The organism is Sinomonas albida (assembly GCF_004919045.1).
GTDB classification, from domain to species: Bacteria; Actinomycetota; Actinomycetes; order Actinomycetales; family Micrococcaceae; genus Sinomonas; species Sinomonas albida.
In genome coordinates this window covers 19,374-35,601 of the sequence record NZ_SWDW01000018.1, presented here as the reverse complement: position 1 = coordinate 35,601, position 16,228 = coordinate 19,374, and the positions used below count along the sequence as shown (strand labels likewise).

Genomic DNA, 16,228 nt, shown 5'->3' with positions numbered 1-16,228 from the left:
AGCCGCTATGGTGAGTCCATGGTGTCGAAGTTCTTCGGCTCGCTCTTCGGCAGCGGGCGGGAACCCGAGCGGATCGTCGACGACGAGCTCCCCCGCACCCAGGCCGAGGAGCTCGAGGAGACGCGCGCCGCTTTGGCCGAATTGCGCAGCTCTATACGGCGCGCGGGCGCCCTCCTCCCGACGCTCGCGTCCTCCCACATGCGCCAGATCGACGACGTGCTGCGGCTGCTGATCGACTACATCGCCGAGCATGGCGCGTCGACGGAGCAGCGAGTGCTCCTCCACGCCATCACGACCGACTACCTCCCCACCTCGCTCCGCGTGTACCGCGCCCTCCCGCCAGAGACGCAGGGCGACGGAACGCCGGAGACCGAGAAGCTCCTCGAACAGCTCGACATCCTTCACGCGACGGCCCGGGACCTCGACCACCAGGTGCGCACGGGCGCGATCGCCGAGCTGAGCGCACACGGGCGCTTCCTCCGCGACAAGTTCGACGTGGACGGCGTCCGCATCCCGGCCGAGCCCGAAAGGACAGGGCCCGACGAACAGGGGCCCGAAAGGACAGAGCCCCACACGCCAGAGCCCGGCGGACCGGGACTCCCAGAGCCGGACGCGCGGCAGCAGAGGAGCGATCGCTCATGAGCGCCTTCCCCGAGGGAGGAACGGTCGCGCTCACGGCGGGCGATCCCGGGCTCGCGGGCGTCATGGTCGGCCTGGGCTGGACCGTCGAGCCGGGCGTCGGCCCGCTGGCCGAACCGGTTGCCCTCGCGATCGTGTGCGGGGACGACGGCCGCGCGCTCACGCCGGAGCACCTCGTGTTCTTCAACCAGCTGACGACGGCGTCCCCCGGCATCGCCTTCTCCCCCACCGAGGGCGCGCAGCGCCAGGACGCGGAGCAGATCGACGTCGACTTCGCCTCGGTCCCTTCCGACGTCATGCGCATCGCGTTCGTGACGTACGTCGACCCCGAGGTCCGCGGGCCGGGCACGTTCGCGGCGGTCCGCGACGCGTACATCCGCGTGGCGCGCCCCGACGGCACGGAGCTCGTGCGCTTCGACGCGCCGCCGGCCCAGCCCGAGACGGCGAAGGCCGTCCTGTTCGGCGAGCTGTTCCGCGATGCGGACGGCTGGGCGTTCCGCGCTCTGGGCCGGGGGTACGAGAACGGGCTCGCTGGCGTCGGCGCTGAATTCGGGCTGGACGTGTGATGCCGGAACAGCACCCTCTCGACGTCCCCTACCTCACGCGACGGATCAGGCCGGACGACGGCCTGACCCTGGCCCGCCCGGCAGGCGCGCCCCCGCCCGACGTTCCTCCCGAGTCGCGCCTCTACCCGGCCCCCGCTTTCGGGACCCGCGGGCTTTCGCCGCGCGACGCCGTCGTCCGCCTCAACGCGCGGCAGTCGGCGATCGGCTCGCTCTTCGTGACGGGCGCGCGCGGCACGGCGTGGGAGGACAGCGCCCATGTGACGGGTGCGCAGAGCGTGCACCGCGAGCAGATCGGCACGGTGGTGCCGACGTCGGGCGGGCGGCCGCTTGTGGGCTACGTGAATCGGGACGTCGTCGTGGCGCTGCGGCACGTGCGGCAGCTGAGGCGCGCGCTATTCATCGCGGGCGAGGGGCCGCTCACGGTGCAGACGTTCGACGGCGCCGCTGCCGCCGTCCCGGGTTCGCTGGGCGAGGGGAGGCGCACGGTCCTCACGCTCACGCGGATCGGCTCGTCGCTCGAGCTCCGGGCGGAGTCGGTCCCGGACAGCTGGGACGACGGCCAGATCTGGCGCGAGTTCGGCTTCTCGATGACGATCGGCCTGGGCCGCCGCTGAGGGCGGTCGCCAGCCGACCCGCGGCGATTCTGGCCCGCCGCTGGCCCCGTCAGGCCGTGAGTTGCCGCGCGATGCCCCATTCCTCCGCGAGCAGCCTGAAGCTGCGCTCGCGCAGGGCGGGGTCGTGGGCGTAGCCGGTGAGGATGACCTCGTCCACCCCATAGGAGGCCGCGAACGTCCGGAGGAACTCGGCCGCCTCGGACGGCGTGCCGACGGCGGAGACGCGCAGGGCGGACGTGGCCATCTGCTCCTCGTGCGGGGCCCAGTCCAGCTCGCGAACCGGTGGGAGGATCGGTCCGCGCTGGCCGCGGCGGATCGCAAGGAACATCTGCTGATGCGACGTGAAGAGGTGTTCGGCCTCTTCCCGCGTCGGGGCAACCATGAGGTTCGCACCGGCCATGACGTAGGGCTCGGCGATCTGGGCCGTGGGCGCGGACGGGTTGAACGCCTGCCGGTACGTCCAAATGGCCTCGCTCAGCTGGAACGGGGCGAAGTGGCTTGCCGCGGCGAACGGGAGGCCGAGGTGCCCGGCGATGGCTGCCCCCGCGGTCGAGCTCCCGAGGATCCAGAGCGGCACGTTCGTGCCGCGGGCCACGGCCGCGTGAACTCCGGCGGAAAGCTGGACCGACTCGGCGTCGTCCTCCTGCTCGCCGAAGTACCACGCCAGGAGGCGGATGCTGCGCGCGAACTGCTGCTCGTCGTCGTCCCTCGCCCCGCGGCGCAGGACCGCGGCCGTCCGGGGGTCGGTGCCCGGGGCCCGACCGAGGCCGAGATCGATGCGGGGCCCGTACAGGTTCGCGAGGGTTCCGAAAGCCTCGGCGACGGCGAGCGGCGAATGGTTGGGGAGCATGATCCCGCCGGAGCCGACGCGGAGCGTCGACGTGTTCGCCGCGGCATTCGCGATGAGGAGGGCCGTCGCGTTCGACGCGAGGGCTTCCGTGTTGTGGTGCTCGGCGTACCAGAGCCGCTCGAAGCCGGCCTCCTCGACAATCTGGGCCAGGCGCGTCGCGCTCGCGAGGGCGTCGGGGACGTCCGAGCCTTGGACGACGGGGACGAGGTCGAGAACGGAGAGCGCAGTCACAGGGGCGCCAACCTCAGGTGCCTCAGGCTTGTTCCCCGAGGGCTCAAATGTGGCGGGAGTCACAACTAAATATCGCGAGTTGTCACGTTCGGTAACGTCTCCATTGCTTTTCCACAACATCACCGTCACGTGGTTGAACTGGACCTCCGCGCGTGCGGAACAATAGGACATGTCCGGGTCAAATCGCCGAATCCGGACGTTTCGCTCAACAATCTCTGGGGATGGGAGATGGCGTGGACGACGGACTTCTCGTGACGAACCTCGTGTACATCGGCACGCTCGTGATCGGTGGCCTCCTGCTGCTGGTCGTCATTGCCTCGCTGGTGGGCACCATGCTCGTGGCAGGCGTCGCACAGCTCGTCGTCTCGGTCGCCAAACTCACCGTGAAGCTCGGGGCGAAGGTCTTCGTCTACCGGCCCGAGACGGCGGAGACGCAGAGCGGCGCGTCCGAGCACGTGCGCAACGCGGTGGTCGCCAAGGCAGACGCGCTTCTCGCAGCGGCACGAACCGGGGCCGCCGAGGCCGCGGCGTCGGCCAAGTCGGCGGAGGCCGCGTCCGCCGCCGCGAGGCGCCAGCGCGAGGCCACGAAGGCCGAGGCGGAGAAGGCTCCCGCCGCGCGCGCCAAGGCCACCACGGAGAAGGCCGCCCTCACGCTCGCCTACTCGGACCGCACCGGCCCGTTCACGGGCACTCAGCCGCTCGTCAAGGCAGGCTGACGGGCCCGCAGGCCAACGAAGCCAAGCAAGCCAGCCAAGCCAACCGACCCTCAGGCGACAACAGACGCCCACCAGATCGTGAAGCGCCCGGCCAGAAGGCCGGGCGCTTCACGTTTGCCTCGCCGTCTGCTCGCCGTCTGCTCGCCATCACGGGCAGCTCGGCGGCTCAGAGCCCGTCGACGATCGCGGCGGTCGCCTCGAGGTAGGCCTCCTGGGTGGCCTGGCTGAGGTTCTCGAAGATGATGTCCGCGCCGTCGTCGAGCGCCTCGTCGTACGGGGCGACGACGATCTTCCGCACGTAGTGGCCGAAGTGCGCGCGGATCCGCTCGAGCCGCTGCTCATTCGCCGCGACCCGCGCCTTCCTGTTCTTCGACGGGACGGCCGGCTGGGTCACGAGCAGGACGCCGCGGCTCAGCTTGTCCGCGAAGCCCATCTCGATGAGCGTGTCCACGGTCGCCGCGAGAGTCTTGGAGGAATCCTCCTTGTTCATCGAGACGAGGACGATCTCGTCCGCGATCTCCACCGCGGCCTGCCACGTCCCGGCGGTCGAGGCGTTGCCCGTGTCCACGAGCGCGAGGTGATAGAACTGCCGGAGCACCGTGTGGAGCTGGACGAATGCGCTCCCGTCGATGACCTCCTTGTCCCCCGCCTGGTTCTGGGACGCGAGCACGTGGAACTTGTTCTCGCCCTGGGCGCGGACGAAGTTGACGAGCTCGTGCGCGTTCGAGGGCGTCGCGAAGCGTTGGACGTTCGCGAGCAGGTCGATCGCCGTGTGGTCGTGGCTCGCGGGGAGTGCCCGGTCGCCGAGCGTGCCCTTGTTCTCGTTGTTGTCCCACGCGAGCACGTTCCCGCCGCGAACACGCCCGAGCGTCGCCGCAGTGAGGTAGCAGCTCGTCGTCTTCGACGCACCGCCCTTGAGGTTCACGAACACCACGCACTTGTGCCCGGCCAGACCCCGCTGGATGGACGAGCGCCACTCGCGCCGCTCCATCTCCTGCTCGCCCGGAGCGAGCCGCAGCGCGCCGCCGGTGAGCGCATTGAACGAGCCCTGCCAGCCCTCGCGGGCGGGGCTCTGCGGGACGGGTGGGCGGGACGCGGCGAAGTCGGCGGCGGTCGGGCGGCGGCGCCGCGTCGGGAGCGTCTCGTCCGCGGACGACGACGCCTCCTGCGCAGCCTGGGCCTGCGCAGCCTGAGGCTGCGGAACCTGGGTATAAGGAGCCTGAGCAGGCGAGGGCTGCGGAGGCCGCGGAGCCTGGGCCTGAGCCTCGGTCGCCTGAGCAGGGGCGATCTGGCCCTGGGGCGCCGCGTGCGCCGGCACCGGGGCCGAGGGCAGGGGCGCCGTGGGGTCTGCGTGGGCAGGCGCCGGAGCGGGCGACGGCGGGAGGCTCGGCGAATCCGTCGAACCCGTGACCCCGACCGAGCCCACAGGGCTCCCCGAACCCATGATGCCTGCCGAACCCACGACACCGGCCGAGCCCATAGAGCCCCCCGATCCCACGGCGCCGGCCGAACCGACGGCGCCAGCCGAGCCCACAGAGCCCCCGGGCCCCATCTCGGCGGCGGAGTCCACGGCGCCTCCGGGACCGGCCGAACCGAACGGGGCATCGACCACGGCATCGCCGTTCGCGTGGACGAGCACGCGCTGCTCGCCCGCCGGCTCCGAGATCACGAGGTGCACGGGTTCATCGATGGCGGCAGCCGTGGCGGCGGCCGTCTCGCGGACTGATTCCCGTGCAGCGTTCAGATCGGCGAAGGCAGTGGTCCACGTCCGGCCGTCAGATCCGGTGATCTGGGCCTCTCCCGTGGCGGTCAGCACTGCGTTGATCTGGGTCATCGGCTCTCTCTCCTTCACGCGCGGCGGAGGTCCCTCCCCGCTGCGTCCATACGGAACACGCCCACACGGAACAGTCGGATAGCCCACTCGCTGGAGCAACCTTACCGATGCCGGATTCTTGCAGATCCGAGACCCGTCCGCATGTCACAGCGCGGCTCCTCTGAATGAGACCGACCGAGCGGCCCCGAAAGTTACTCCGATCCATCCCCGGTCAAGCGGCCCGAGGGTTCGGAATCAGCCTTCCCGCACGCGTCGGCTACTCCGGCCGCTCCCCGGTGAGCCGCTCGAAGTCGCGCAGCCAAAGCTCGCGAACCTCCGCGTCCTTGGCGCGCTTGGCACCTGGGCGGGCGGCGCCGTCGTTCGTCTTGCCCAGCGATGGCCGGCGGCCGACGCCCAGCGCGAGGAGCGCCCGCTCCGTCATCGCGGCGCGCCTGAGCGCGAGAGACGTACGACGCCGCCGGGTCACCTCGCGGACCGAGGCGTAGGCGTCGCTGCGCCGGCCGAGCGTGCGGAGTGCGCGGGCGCGGAGGACCAGGAGCGCCGCCGCGAGGTCGTCGCGGTTGGTGAGGCCGTCGGTCCAGGACACGACGTCCACGGGCCGGCCGAGAATCTCGGCGAGCCGGCACGCCGCGAGCGAGGCGGGAAGCGACGGCGGGAGCGGCGCGAGCGCCGTGAGCGCGTCGCGCGGATGGCCGATCTCGCGCAGGCTGTGCGCGAGCGCCAGGCACACGGCCTCCTCGCTGAACAGCACTTCGACGCTGACGCCCTCGGACACCTCGACGCCCTGCCGCCACGCGCTCAGGTAGTCGGCGGCGAACTGCGCCGCGGCGAGCTCGTTCTGGCCGGCCAGCCCACGCTGGAGGAGTTCGGCGGCCTGAGAGTGCTGGTGCGCGCGGTACGCGATGAGACCAGCCATGACGTAACAGAGCCCAGACCAGCCTGGGTGACTGCGGGCCAACACCACGAGGCGCTCGGGCTCGCGGTCGCGGAACACGGCATCGTAGACGGAACGCTCGACCCTCGCCGGGAATCGGCGCAGGCGAGGCACGGCGGGCTCGCGTCCGAAGCGGCCGAACGGAGCGGGGACAGGCGAAGACACCCGCACGCCGCGGAACGGTGTGAGGTCTCGCGGGTCGTGGAACGTGCGCCCGCGCTCCATCTCGCCGGAAGCCATGGGCTCCATGCTAACGAAGCCCGACGACGGCGCAGGCGGCCGCTCGAGGCTCATCGATTCGCGAAATAGATCCATGCGCTGATGACCCAGACTGTCGCCGCGGCGGCGGCGAAACCGAATTCGACGAGGATGCCGAGCCCCGCGGCCCTGAGCACGCCGATCGAGGATGAGGTGGCTGCCTTGAAGTCCCGCGTCCGGACCCACTCGCTCGCGAGCAGGCCTACCGCGAACCCGACGAAGAGGCCCACGATCGGCACGACGAACATTCCGACGATCGCCACGATCACGGCGAACACCACCGAGCCGTTCGGGACCTTGCGCGCCGCGATCCCGCGGCCCGTGAGGATGTAGGCGAGCGCCATTCCCGCGGCAAACAGAACGCTCCCGATCGCGAACACGATCCAGCCGCCGGCGCCTGCGCCGCCGAACAGGGCCCATTCGAGCAGCGCGAGGATGCCGAGCACGCTGCCCGGGAGCACGGGCACGACCGTTCCGGCGACCGCCACGGCGAGCGCGATCCCGGTCAGCAGGGCGGCGAGGGCAGGTCCATCCACGGGAACCCAGCCTAGCGGGAGTGTCGGGCGGGCCGCGAAAGCGGACTCTTGTTCCGAGGGAGGACTCCGGTTGCGACGGCGCAGCGTTGGTTCGGCGGCGCAGCGTCGGTGCGAGGGCGCAGAGTCGGTTCGAGGGCGCAGAGTCGGTTCGAGGGCGCAGAGTTGATTCGGGGGCGGACGTTTCGCGGCGTGCAAACGTGCGCCCTCGCAATCGACCTGCGCCCTCGGCGCGAGAGCGGCCCGAAGGGGCTTCCCGGCTACTCCCCCGGGCGCACCGCCGACGCGACGGCCGCCGTCACGGCGGGTCCCACGCGCGGGTCGAGGGGGCTCGGGACGATGTAGTCCGCAGAGAGCTTGTCCTCGGCGAGCTCGGCGATCGCGGCCGCCGCTGCGAGCTTCATCGCGGGCGTGATCCGGCGCGCGCCGGCGTCGAGGGCCCCGCGGAAGATCCCGGGGAACGCGAGCACGTTGTTGATCTGGTTCGGGAAGTCGCTGCGTCCGGTGGCGACGACCGCCGCATGCCGCCGCGCGACGTCGGGCGCCACCTCGGGGTCCGGGTTGGACAGCGCGAAGACGATCGCACCGTCGGCCATGCGGGCGATGTCCTCCTCCGGCACGGTCGACGAGGAGACGCCGATGAACACGTCGGCCCCGGCGAGCGCCTCCGCGGTGCCGCCCGCGACGTTGCGCGGATTGGTGCGCTCGGCGAACTCGGCCTTCATGCCCGCAAGGTCCCCGCGACCCGCGTGGAGGGTGCCCTTCGAGTCGAGCAGCACGATGTCGGTCACGCCCGCCGTGAGCAGGATCTCGGCCACGGCGATGCCGGCCGCCCCCGCGCCAGCGATGACCACCCGGAGCCCCGCGAGTTCCTTGCCCACGACCTTCGCGGCGTTCGTGAGCGCGGCGAGGGCCACGACCGCGGTGCCGTGCTGGTCGTCGTGCATGACCGGCATGTCGAGCGCCTCGATGAGGCGCCGCTCAAGCTCGAAGCAGCGCGGCGCCGAGATGTCCTCGAGGTTCACGGCGCCGAAGCTAGGCGCGATCCGCACGAGCGTCTCGATGATCTGATCCACGTCGGTCGTGTTCAGGACGATCGGGATCGAGTCGAGCCCGCCGAACGTCTTGAACAGCGCGCTCTTGCCCTCCATGACGGGCAGCGACGCACTCGGGCCGATGTTCCCCAGGCCGAGCACCGCCGTGCCGTCCGAGACGACCGCAACGAGGCGCGAAGCCCATGTGTGCGTGCGGGCCAGGTCCGGTTCTGCGGCGATCGCGCGGCTCACCTGCGCCACGCCGGGCGTGTACGCGATCGAGAGATCGCGCTTGCTCGCGAGCGGGCGATCAACCCCGACGGAGAGCTTGCCGCCTTCGTGCGCGGCGAAGATCTCCTCGTCGGTGATGGGCTGGGCTTGGGTTGGCTGGGTTTGGGCTGGCTGGGACTGGGTGTGCGTGGAGGAATTCACGGCTGGGTCTCCTGGAACGGTCCGCCGGCGCCAACGGACGACGGCGGGCATCGGCGCACGCGGTTCGCTCACCCTGCGCTTCGTCGGGCAGGGAGGCGCTCCGTCGCGTCGGCGACAAGGGGTCCGGGGGTCCGCGCCGGATGCGGCGCTTCCGGGAGGCCGGCCTGCGCGAGGATGTCCGCACGGCTGTGGCCTCGGGGAATGAGGTATGGCCATCATAAGCGGACTAGACCGCGCTTCCGAAACGCGGAAGCGGATACCGAGGCTGGGCGACCTCGAGTCTGGGCGACCTCGAGTCTGGGCGACTTCGAGGACGGGCCGGTCGGGCCCGAGCAATTCTGCCCGTCCGTGTCGATCCGTTGCCGCCCCGTTCGACCTGAGATAGACAGGGTCGGGAAGCGGCCCTCGAACCAAGGAGAGCGACATGGCCAAGTACATGCTCATCATGCGAGCCACGGATGAATCCCTCGCGACCATGATGGCGACACCGTTCGACGAGATGCTCGAGACCGTGGGCCGGTTCAACGACGAGCTCATCAAGGCGGGCGTGCTCGTCGCGGCGGAGGGTCTCGACGATCCGTCTCAGGGAGTCGTCGTCGACTACAGCGGCGAGACTCCGGTGGTCACTGACGGTCCCTACGGCGAGACGAAGGAGCTGTTCGGCGGCTTCTACCTGCTCGACGTCGCGTCGAAGGACGAGGCCGTCGCGTGGGCCAAGCGCATGCCGTCCATGCCGGGCAGCAAGTGCGAGATCCGCCGCGTCCCGGGCATTGACGAGTTCCCGCAGGACAACGAGTGGATCGTCAAGGAGCGGGCGTGGCGCGAGCGGACCGGCCAGCTCTGACTGCGAACGGCCGGGGTCCCAACCCGGACTTCGCCGCCGGCCCGGGTCCCACCCCGGACTTCGCCGCCGGCCTCGGCGGCCCGCCCAGCACTGACAGCGTCGCTGACGCCGACACAGCGCGGCGGGCCGTCGAGGCCGCGCAGCGGGCCGTCGAGGCCGTCTGGCGGATCGAGTCGGCGCGGATCGTTGGCGCCCTGGCCCGCTACACGGGCGACTTCGCGCTCGCAGAGGACGTCTCGCAGGAGGCTCTCGCTGAGGCGCTCGTCGCGTGGGCGCGCGACGGCGAGCCCGCCAACCCGGTGGGATGGCTGCTCGCGACCGCCCGGCGCCGCGCCATCGACGCCTTCCGCCGCCGGTCAGCGCTCGACGCGCGGTACACCCTTCTCGCGGGACAGCTCGCCGAAGGTGAATCCAGCTCGGGCGCGCTCGGCGCGGGTGCCGGGACCGGGCGGGGCGGTGGCAGCGACGAACTGCCGTGGGACCCCGACCGGGTTGACGACGACGTGCTCGCGCTCATGTTCGTGGCGTGCCACCCGGTGCTCTCGCCCGAGGCGCGCGTGGCGCTCACGCTCCGGGTCGTCGGCGGCCTCTCGAGCGAGGAGATCGCCCGCGCGTTCCTCGTCCCGGTGCCGACCATCCAGGCCCGCATCACTCGCGCCAAGAAGACCATCGCCGCGGCCAGGGTCCCGTTCGAGCTGCCGCCGGCCGACGAGCGGCGGGACCGTCTCGGCGGAGTGCTGAGCGTGCTGTACGTGATCTTCAGCGAGGGCTCGACCGCCACGGCCGGCGAGAGCCTTCTGCGCCCCGACCTCGCGCACGAGGCACTGCGCCTCGCGCGCATGCTCGCCGCGATGCTGCCCGACGAGACCGAGGTCCACGGGCTCCTGGCCCTCTTCGAGCTCACGGCGGCCCGCTTCCCCGCCCGCACAGACCCCGACGGTGACCCGGTGCTCCTCGAGGACCAGGACCGCCGGCGATGGGATCGCTCGGCGATCCGCCGCGGTCTGGCCGCGATGGGCCGCGCCACGAGTGCTGGCCGCGGGCTGGGCCCGTACGGACTGCAGGCGGCGATCGCGGCCTGCCATGACTCGGCTCCGTCCGTCGCGGAGACCGACTGGGAGCGGATCGTGCTGCTCTACGAGGCGCTCGGGCGAGTGGCGCCGTCGCCCGTCGTCGACCTCAATCGCGCCGTGGCCATCGCGATGGCCGGTTCCCCCGAGAAGGCGCTCGCCGCCGTCGACGACCTCGTCGCCACCGCCCGCCTCTCTGGTTCGCACCTGCTCCCGAGCGTTCGCGGCGAGCTGCTCGTCCGGCTCGGGAGGATCACAGAGGCGAGGGCAGAACTCGAGCTCGCGGCGCGGCTGTGCCGGAATGAGCGGGAACGCAGGGTGCTCGAACGCAAGGCGTCGGCCCTCGCATGAAGAGTCCTGCGTGAGGGGTCCTGCGTGAGACGTCAGCAACGCAGGGTGCTCGAACGCAAGGCGTCGGCCCTCGCGTGAAGAGTCCTGCGTGAGGGGTCCTGCGTGAGGGGTCCTGCGTGAGACGTCAGCCTCGCGGCTTCACGCGAATCTCGACGCCCTCATCTCCGGCTCGAGGAGGGCGCACGCGTCCTTGAGCTGCTGCTCGGCCTCGTAGGGCAGCAGGCGCCCCGTGCGGATGGCCGAGACGAGCCCCGAGACCATGAGAACGATGCTCTTGCCGCGCGCGGCGCCACCCCCGAGGCGCCCGAGGACGGACCAGGAGAGCTCGTCGACCTCGCCGATGAGGCGCGCGAGCTCATGGTCGGCGGGGACGACGAGCTCGTCGAGGCAGCTGTTGACCGCAGGCTGCGAGAGCCGCATCTGGAGCAGCTCGATCGCTGCGCCGGCGAGTTCACGGGAGCGGAGCTCTGTGGTTCGGGCGTTCCGCGTGCGCTCGGTGAACCGTTCGCGCAGCTCGACGAGCTGCCGACGGTGCAGGGCGAGCAGGAGATGGGCCGCGGACGGAAAGTAACGGTAGGCGGTGCTGAGCGAGACCCCGGCGCGCCGCGCGACGGCGGCTACCTCGACCTCGGGGTACTCGAGCCGCGCGAAGTCCGCGGTGAAGTCGAGCATTCTGCGATAGCGCTCGGCCAAGCGAGGGGTCGTCGGAGGGGCCTCCATCGACACCAGGTCCTTGGGGAGTTGGAGCACGGCGCAGCAACCTCTTTCCGGCAGGGGTCCGGTAACGGTCTGAGCCCACGGCTGAGCCTTGGGATGGTGCCGTGGGTCTCCCCAACTATACAGCGCGGTCTCGACGCCTCCGTGTCCGTTCCCACCACGTAGGGTCCGCTCGGCGCGCGTCCTCAGCCTCCGGGCGCCTCTCTGGCGCGGCTCCCGCCGTCGTCTGTTCTGAGGGACTTTTCAGGCAATCAAGCTCTGGCAAACTCAGGCAACCGAGCGGATCCGGGTGACGAAGACGGCCCCCAGGAGGCCGATCACGGCCGCGGCGACGTAGAGCGAGATGTACCCGCCCCAGAACGCGACGAAGGGGAACGCGATGGTCGGTGCGATGACCTGCGGGAGCGAGTTCGCGATGTTGATGACGCCGAGGTCCTTGCCGCGATCGCGAGCCGTCGGGAGGACCTGGGTGTTGAGCGCCGTGTCCACCGCGAGGTAGGTGCCGAAGCCGATCCCCAGAATGCACGCGCCGATGATCGCGCCGGGCCAGACCGGGAAGAAGCCGATCGTGAGCGACGCGACCGCAATGATGACCGAGGAGCCGATCACGAGCGGCTTGCGCTTGCCCATGCGGTCCGAGAGCTTCCCGCCGACGACGCTCGTGATGATCACGAACACCGCGTAGAGCCCCGTGAGGATCAGGACGCCGGTCGCCGGGTCGATGCCCTGGGTCTCCTTGAGGTGCACGGCGTCCCCGAGAAAGAACAGCAGGTACAGCGTGACCATGTGGTTTCCCAGGTTCACGAGGAAGCGCGTGATCCACGCCCATGCGAAATCCGGGTAGCGGCGCGGATTCACCCAGAAGCCGGCCAGGAAGCGCCCCATCGAGAAGGGCTCGATGGCCGAGCGCGGGAGCGGATCGTCGGCCGCGCTCGTGACGTAGAGGACAACGCCCAAGATGAGCGCCGCGCCGCACACCACGTAGCCCAGAGCGAAGTTCCCGGAGACGACGGCGGCGATGACCGCTCCGAGCAGGACGCCGACCGTCTGGCCCATGGCGGCGAGACCGCCCACGCTCCCGCGCTGCTCGACGGGCGAACGGTCAGGGATTGCGGCCGTGATCGCGGCGTACGCGCCGTTGGCGCCGAGCTGCACGAAGCACCACAGCGCCGTCGCGGCGGCGACGTTGGGGGCGCCGGCGAGCGCGACCAGCGCCACCGTCGCGAGGAGCGCGCCGATGAGCACCCACGGGCGACGGCGGCCGAACCGGCTCCACGTGCGGTCCGAGAACGCGCCGAAGAGCGGATTGGCCACGAGGGCGACGGCGGCGCCGGCACCAGTGACGAGGGCGAGGATGCCCTCCTTGTTGTTCGCGTCGAACGCCTGGGCCTGCTGGCCGATGAGCACCTGGATCGGGCCGAAGAACGCCGCGTTGATCCCGACATTGACCAGGACGAGTCCTGTGATCCAGAGGCCTGTGACACGCCTGACTGGCTCGGCGAGCGCGGACTGGGGAACGTCCTCCTGATGCGAGGCCCACGCGGTCATTCACGGCTCCCGGCTCGAGGTAATCCCGGGGCGTGCCCGGGCATTGCTGTCGTGCTCACACTAGTCGGCTGGCGGACGCCGCGGGGCTCCGATCGCGTGCTCTGCGTGAGTGTGTCTCGCCGAAGCCGCCCGCGAACGATCCGTTGTGGCTTGAGGCCAGGTCACGCTCCGTCGACTAGGCGCCGCGCGGCCTCCGCGATCGCCGCGGCGTCGATCCCGGCCCAGGCCATGAGCTCCTCTCCCGTGCCCGAACCGGGCATGCCGCGGACTGCGAGATGCTCGAGCCGCAAGTCGGCGCGACCGCCCTCGAGGAGGCTCTCCGCCACGGCGGATCCGAGGCCGCCCTCGGGATGGTGGTCCTCGACGACGACGAAGCGGCCGCCGGTCGCGTCGGAGGCCGCGCGCAGGGCCGCGCCGTCGATCGGCTTGACCGAGTAGCAGTCGATGACGCGCGCGTGGACGCCGCCCTTCGCGAGCTCGTCCGCGGCCGCGAGGCACGCGTGGAGCGTGACGCCGGCCCCGACGAGCGTGACGTCGTTGCCGTCCCGCAGCGTCTTCGACCCGCCCACGGCGAAGTCCTCCCCGGCGCCGTACAGAACGGGGTACGCCCCGCGCGTCGTCCGGAGGTAGCTGATGCCGCTCGTCTCGGCCATGCGCTCGACGAGCGCCGCGGCGCTCGTCGCGTCGCTCGGGTACAGGACGGTGGAGCCGTGGACGGCACGCATCATCGCGAGGTCCTCGAGGGCCATCTGCGACGGACCGTCCGCCCCGATTTCGAGGCCCGCGTGCGAGCCGGAGAGCCGGAGGTTGGCCTGGGAGACCGCGCCCATGCGGATGAAGTCGTAGGCGCGGGTGAGGAACGCCGCGAACGTCGAGGCGAACGGGGTGTAGCCGCGCACGCTCAGGCCCGTCGCGGCGGCGATGAGCTGCTGCTCGGCGATGAACATCTCGAAGTAGCGGTCGGGGAACTCCTTGGCGAACTGGTTCGCGTACGTCGAGTTGCTCACCTCGGCGTCGAGGGCGACGACGGCGGGATTCGCCGCTCCCAGCGCGGCCAAGGCCTGGCCGTATGCCTTGCGCGTTGCGACCTTCTCGCCGACCTCGTAAGTGGGGAGCTCTGCCTTCCGGGGCTTGTCTGTGTTTCCAGCCGTCTTTCCTGCCGTCCCATCGCCCGGGGAGCTGACCGGCCCAGGTGAGCTGGCCGACTCAGGTGCGCTCCCGCCGTCGTCCGCTCGGTTCGCACGCTCGCCAGCGCTGTTGCCATCGTCATCGCCACCGCCATCGGGGAGCAGCCCCCGCACGCGCGCCTCGCGCGTTCCGCCGAGCTCCTTGATGGCCCGCTCGGCCATGTCCTCGGGGAACGGCTTGCCGTGCCAGTCGGGGCTGTCCTCGACCTCGCTGAAGCCCTTGCCCTTGACCGTCTTGGCGATGATCACGGTGGGGCGATCGTCCGTGGGGTCCTCGGCCTCGGTCAGAGCCTCGTCGATCGCCGTGAGGTTGTGGCCGTCTATCCGGATGACGCGGGCGCCGAACGCCTCCGCCCGCCGCGCGTACGCTGCGGTGTCCCAGCCGAGATCCGTCGCGCCGCGCTGGCCGAGGCGGTTGACGTCGAAGATCGCTACAAGGTTGGAGAGCCCGTAGTGCGAGGCCTTGTCGAGCGCCTCCCAGATCGATCCCTCCGCGAGCTCGCTGTCGCCGCACAGAACCCACACGCGGTACGGGAGCTTGTCGAGGTACTTTCCGGCGAGCGCGATGCCGACGCCGTCCGGGAGGCCCTGTCCGAGCGATCCCGTCGCGACGTCGACCCACGGGAGCACGGGCGTTGGGTGGCCTTGGAGCCGCTCGCCGAAGCGGCGGTAGCCGTTGAGCAGCTCCTCCTCAGAGACAACTCCGGCCGCGCGGAACACGGAGTAGACGAGCGGCGAAGCGTGGCCCTTGGAGAAGACGAGGTGGTCATTGCGCGGATTCTCGGGGTTGTCCCAGTCGTAGCGCAGGTGCCGGCCCATGAGCACGGCGAGCAGGTCTGCGGCGGACATGGAGGACGTCGGGTGGCCGGAGCCCGCGCTCGTGCTCGAACGGATGGAGTCCACCCGCAGCTGCGCGGCCAGTTCGGCGACGGTTTCGAGATCCGGAATCGTGAGTGTCGTAGCCATGATGCGACCTTCCGTTCGACGACGGTACCGGTATCTCCATTACCCGCCGCCCCCGAGCGGCAAGCAAGGTCTGGGCAAGAAAGGCTGGCCCCGGGCGAGAGCGGCTCTTTCCTCCGACAGCACACGTGCCCGCGCGGGGAAGCGTGCGCTCTCGCATGAGACCTGCGCCTTGCGCTTGTATACCAGCCCAGAGGCCGGACGGTATTCTCTCCCCATGGAATCCCCGTTCGAGCCTGCCCCCGACGAGGCCCTCGCGAGCCACGTGTACCAGCTCGTGCTCGAGGACATCGTGGCGGGACGCCTCGCGCCGGGCCAGCGGCTGCGCGAACGCGAGCTCTCCGAGAAGCACAGCGTCTCGCGCATCCCGGTCCGCGAGGCCCTGCACCGACTCGAGCAGGACGGCTTCATCGTCACGGCGCCGCGACGGGGTGCGGTGGTGCGCCGCCTGACGCTCACCGATGTCGAGGAGCTGTTCGACCTCCGTGTGCTGCTCGAGTCCTTCGCCGCGAAGCGGGCAGCCGAGCGGGTCGCAGCAGGGGCCGACGGCGGCCGACTCACCGAGTTGCTGCGCCTCGCCCAGAAGGCGACGGAGGAAGGCGACTTCGAGCGCGCATCCGACCTCAACACGGAGTTCCACGCCGAGATCGTCAACGTTTCCGGCCATCGACTGCTGGCCCGGTCGCTGCGGCCCCTCCAGGGAATGCTCCGCTGGATCTTCGGTCTCGGCGTGAGCCGTCCGATGGAGCTCAACGCGATCGAGCACGCCGAAATCCGCGAGGCGATCCTGGCCGGGCGGCCGCAGCTCGCCGAGTCGCTCGCGGCGGCGCACGTTGAACTCGGGCGGCAGCCAGTCATCGAGGGGCTCGCGGGGCATCTTCCCGAGTAGCTTTCGCCATAGCTGCCC

Annotated in this window: 15 protein-coding genes; 7 read left to right on the top strand and 8 right to left on the bottom strand. The window is 70.9% G+C overall.

What is annotated here, in order from left to right; genetic code table 11:
• Window positions 1-18: 18 nt before the first annotated feature.
• Genes E6A26_RS15930 through E6A26_RS15920 form a run of 3 tightly spaced genes read left to right on the top strand, consistent with a single transcriptional unit; the run spans window position 19 to window position 1,819 of the window.
• Window positions 19-642: a hypothetical protein gene (locus E6A26_RS15930; protein ID WP_136612184.1), complete on the top strand. Its 624-nt coding sequence runs from the start codon at window positions 19-21 to the stop codon at window positions 640-642.
• A complete protein-coding gene (locus tag E6A26_RS15925; RefSeq protein WP_136612183.1) occupies window positions 639-1,205 on the top strand; it encodes a TerD family protein in 567 nt (188 codons plus the stop codon). Before E6A26_RS15930 ends, E6A26_RS15925 begins: the two co-directional genes overlap by 4 nt.
• The gene (locus E6A26_RS15920; RefSeq protein ID WP_136612182.1) at window positions 1,205-1,819 is read left to right on the top strand and encodes a hypothetical protein; all 615 of its coding nucleotides are present in this window, start codon (window positions 1,205-1,207) and stop codon (window positions 1,817-1,819) included. Before E6A26_RS15925 ends, E6A26_RS15920 begins: the two co-directional genes overlap by 1 nt.
• 49 nt (window positions 1,820-1,868) lie before the next feature.
• Here E6A26_RS15920 and E6A26_RS15915 read toward each other — a convergent pair whose 3' ends face one another.
• Window positions 1,869-2,900 carry an LLM class flavin-dependent oxidoreductase gene (locus E6A26_RS15915; RefSeq protein ID WP_234865579.1) on the bottom strand — a complete coding sequence of 344 codons (1,032 nt, stop codon included), beginning with the start codon at window positions 2,898-2,900 and terminating at the stop codon, window positions 1,869-1,871.
• Window positions 2,901-3,133: 233 nt separating this feature from the next.
• Here E6A26_RS15915 and E6A26_RS15910 point away from each other — a divergent pair, with 233 nt between their 5' ends.
• Entirely contained in the window at window positions 3,134-3,616 is a 483-nt protein-coding gene (locus E6A26_RS15910) for a hypothetical protein (protein ID WP_136612180.1), read from the top strand.
• 166 nt (window positions 3,617-3,782) lie between these two features.
• Here the strand turns inward: E6A26_RS15910 and E6A26_RS15905 are convergent, their stop codons facing one another.
• From E6A26_RS15905 to E6A26_RS15885, 4 genes are all read right to left on the bottom strand, one after another.
• Complete coding sequence (locus E6A26_RS15905; RefSeq protein ID WP_168928765.1) at window positions 3,783-5,450, bottom strand: ParA family protein; 1,668 nt, start codon at window positions 5,448-5,450, stop codon at window positions 3,783-3,785.
• 256 nt (window positions 5,451-5,706) lie between these two features.
• Window positions 5,707-6,624 (bottom strand): hypothetical protein, encoded by a 918-nt coding sequence (locus tag E6A26_RS15895; RefSeq protein WP_136612178.1) that lies wholly within the window; start codon window positions 6,622-6,624, stop codon window positions 5,707-5,709.
• Between the two features lie 50 nt (window positions 6,625-6,674).
• Complete coding sequence (locus E6A26_RS15890) at window positions 6,675-7,178, bottom strand: DUF456 domain-containing protein (RefSeq protein WP_136612177.1); 504 nt, start codon at window positions 7,176-7,178, stop codon at window positions 6,675-6,677.
• A 257-nt stretch (window positions 7,179-7,435) separates the two neighbouring features.
• Window positions 7,436-8,578, bottom strand: a complete 1,143-nt coding sequence (locus E6A26_RS15885) for an NAD(P)-dependent malic enzyme (protein ID WP_234865585.1) — start codon at window positions 8,576-8,578, stop codon at window positions 7,436-7,438.
• A 487-nt stretch (window positions 8,579-9,065) separates the two neighbouring features.
• Between E6A26_RS15885 and E6A26_RS15880 the strand changes: the two genes are divergently transcribed.
• Both E6A26_RS15880 and E6A26_RS15875 read left to right on the top strand, forming a co-directional pair.
• Window positions 9,066-9,485, top strand: a complete 420-nt coding sequence (locus tag E6A26_RS15880; RefSeq protein WP_136612176.1) for a YciI family protein — start codon at window positions 9,066-9,068, stop codon at window positions 9,483-9,485.
• A gap of 167 nt (window positions 9,486-9,652) precedes the next feature.
• Window positions 9,653-10,906 (top strand): RNA polymerase sigma factor, encoded by a 1,254-nt coding sequence (locus E6A26_RS15875; RefSeq protein WP_234865582.1) that lies wholly within the window; start codon window positions 9,653-9,655, stop codon window positions 10,904-10,906.
• 138 nt (window positions 10,907-11,044) lie between these two features.
• On the opposite strand, the gene E6A26_RS15870 is transcribed toward E6A26_RS15875, so the two are convergent.
• The 3 genes from E6A26_RS15870 to E6A26_RS15860 form a co-directional block, all read right to left on the bottom strand.
• Window positions 11,045-11,656 carry a TetR/AcrR family transcriptional regulator gene (locus E6A26_RS15870; RefSeq protein ID WP_136612175.1) on the bottom strand — a complete coding sequence of 204 codons (612 nt, stop codon included), beginning with the start codon at window positions 11,654-11,656 and terminating at the stop codon, window positions 11,045-11,047.
• A 234-nt stretch (window positions 11,657-11,890) separates the two neighbouring features.
• Window positions 11,891-13,171, bottom strand: a complete 1,281-nt coding sequence (locus E6A26_RS15865; protein ID WP_136612174.1) for an MFS transporter — start codon at window positions 13,169-13,171, stop codon at window positions 11,891-11,893.
• 161 nt (window positions 13,172-13,332) lie between these two features.
• Window positions 13,333-15,324: a transketolase gene (locus tag E6A26_RS15860; RefSeq protein WP_136612173.1), complete on the bottom strand. Its 1,992-nt coding sequence runs from the start codon at window positions 15,322-15,324 to the stop codon at window positions 13,333-13,335.
• A 214-nt stretch (window positions 15,325-15,538) separates the two neighbouring features.
• On the opposite strand from E6A26_RS15860, the gene E6A26_RS15855 reads away from it, so the two are divergent.
• Window positions 15,539-16,210 carry a GntR family transcriptional regulator gene (locus tag E6A26_RS15855; RefSeq protein ID WP_136612172.1) on the top strand — a complete coding sequence of 224 codons (672 nt, stop codon included), beginning with the start codon at window positions 15,539-15,541 and terminating at the stop codon, window positions 16,208-16,210.
• Window positions 16,211-16,228: the final 18 nt, after the last annotated feature.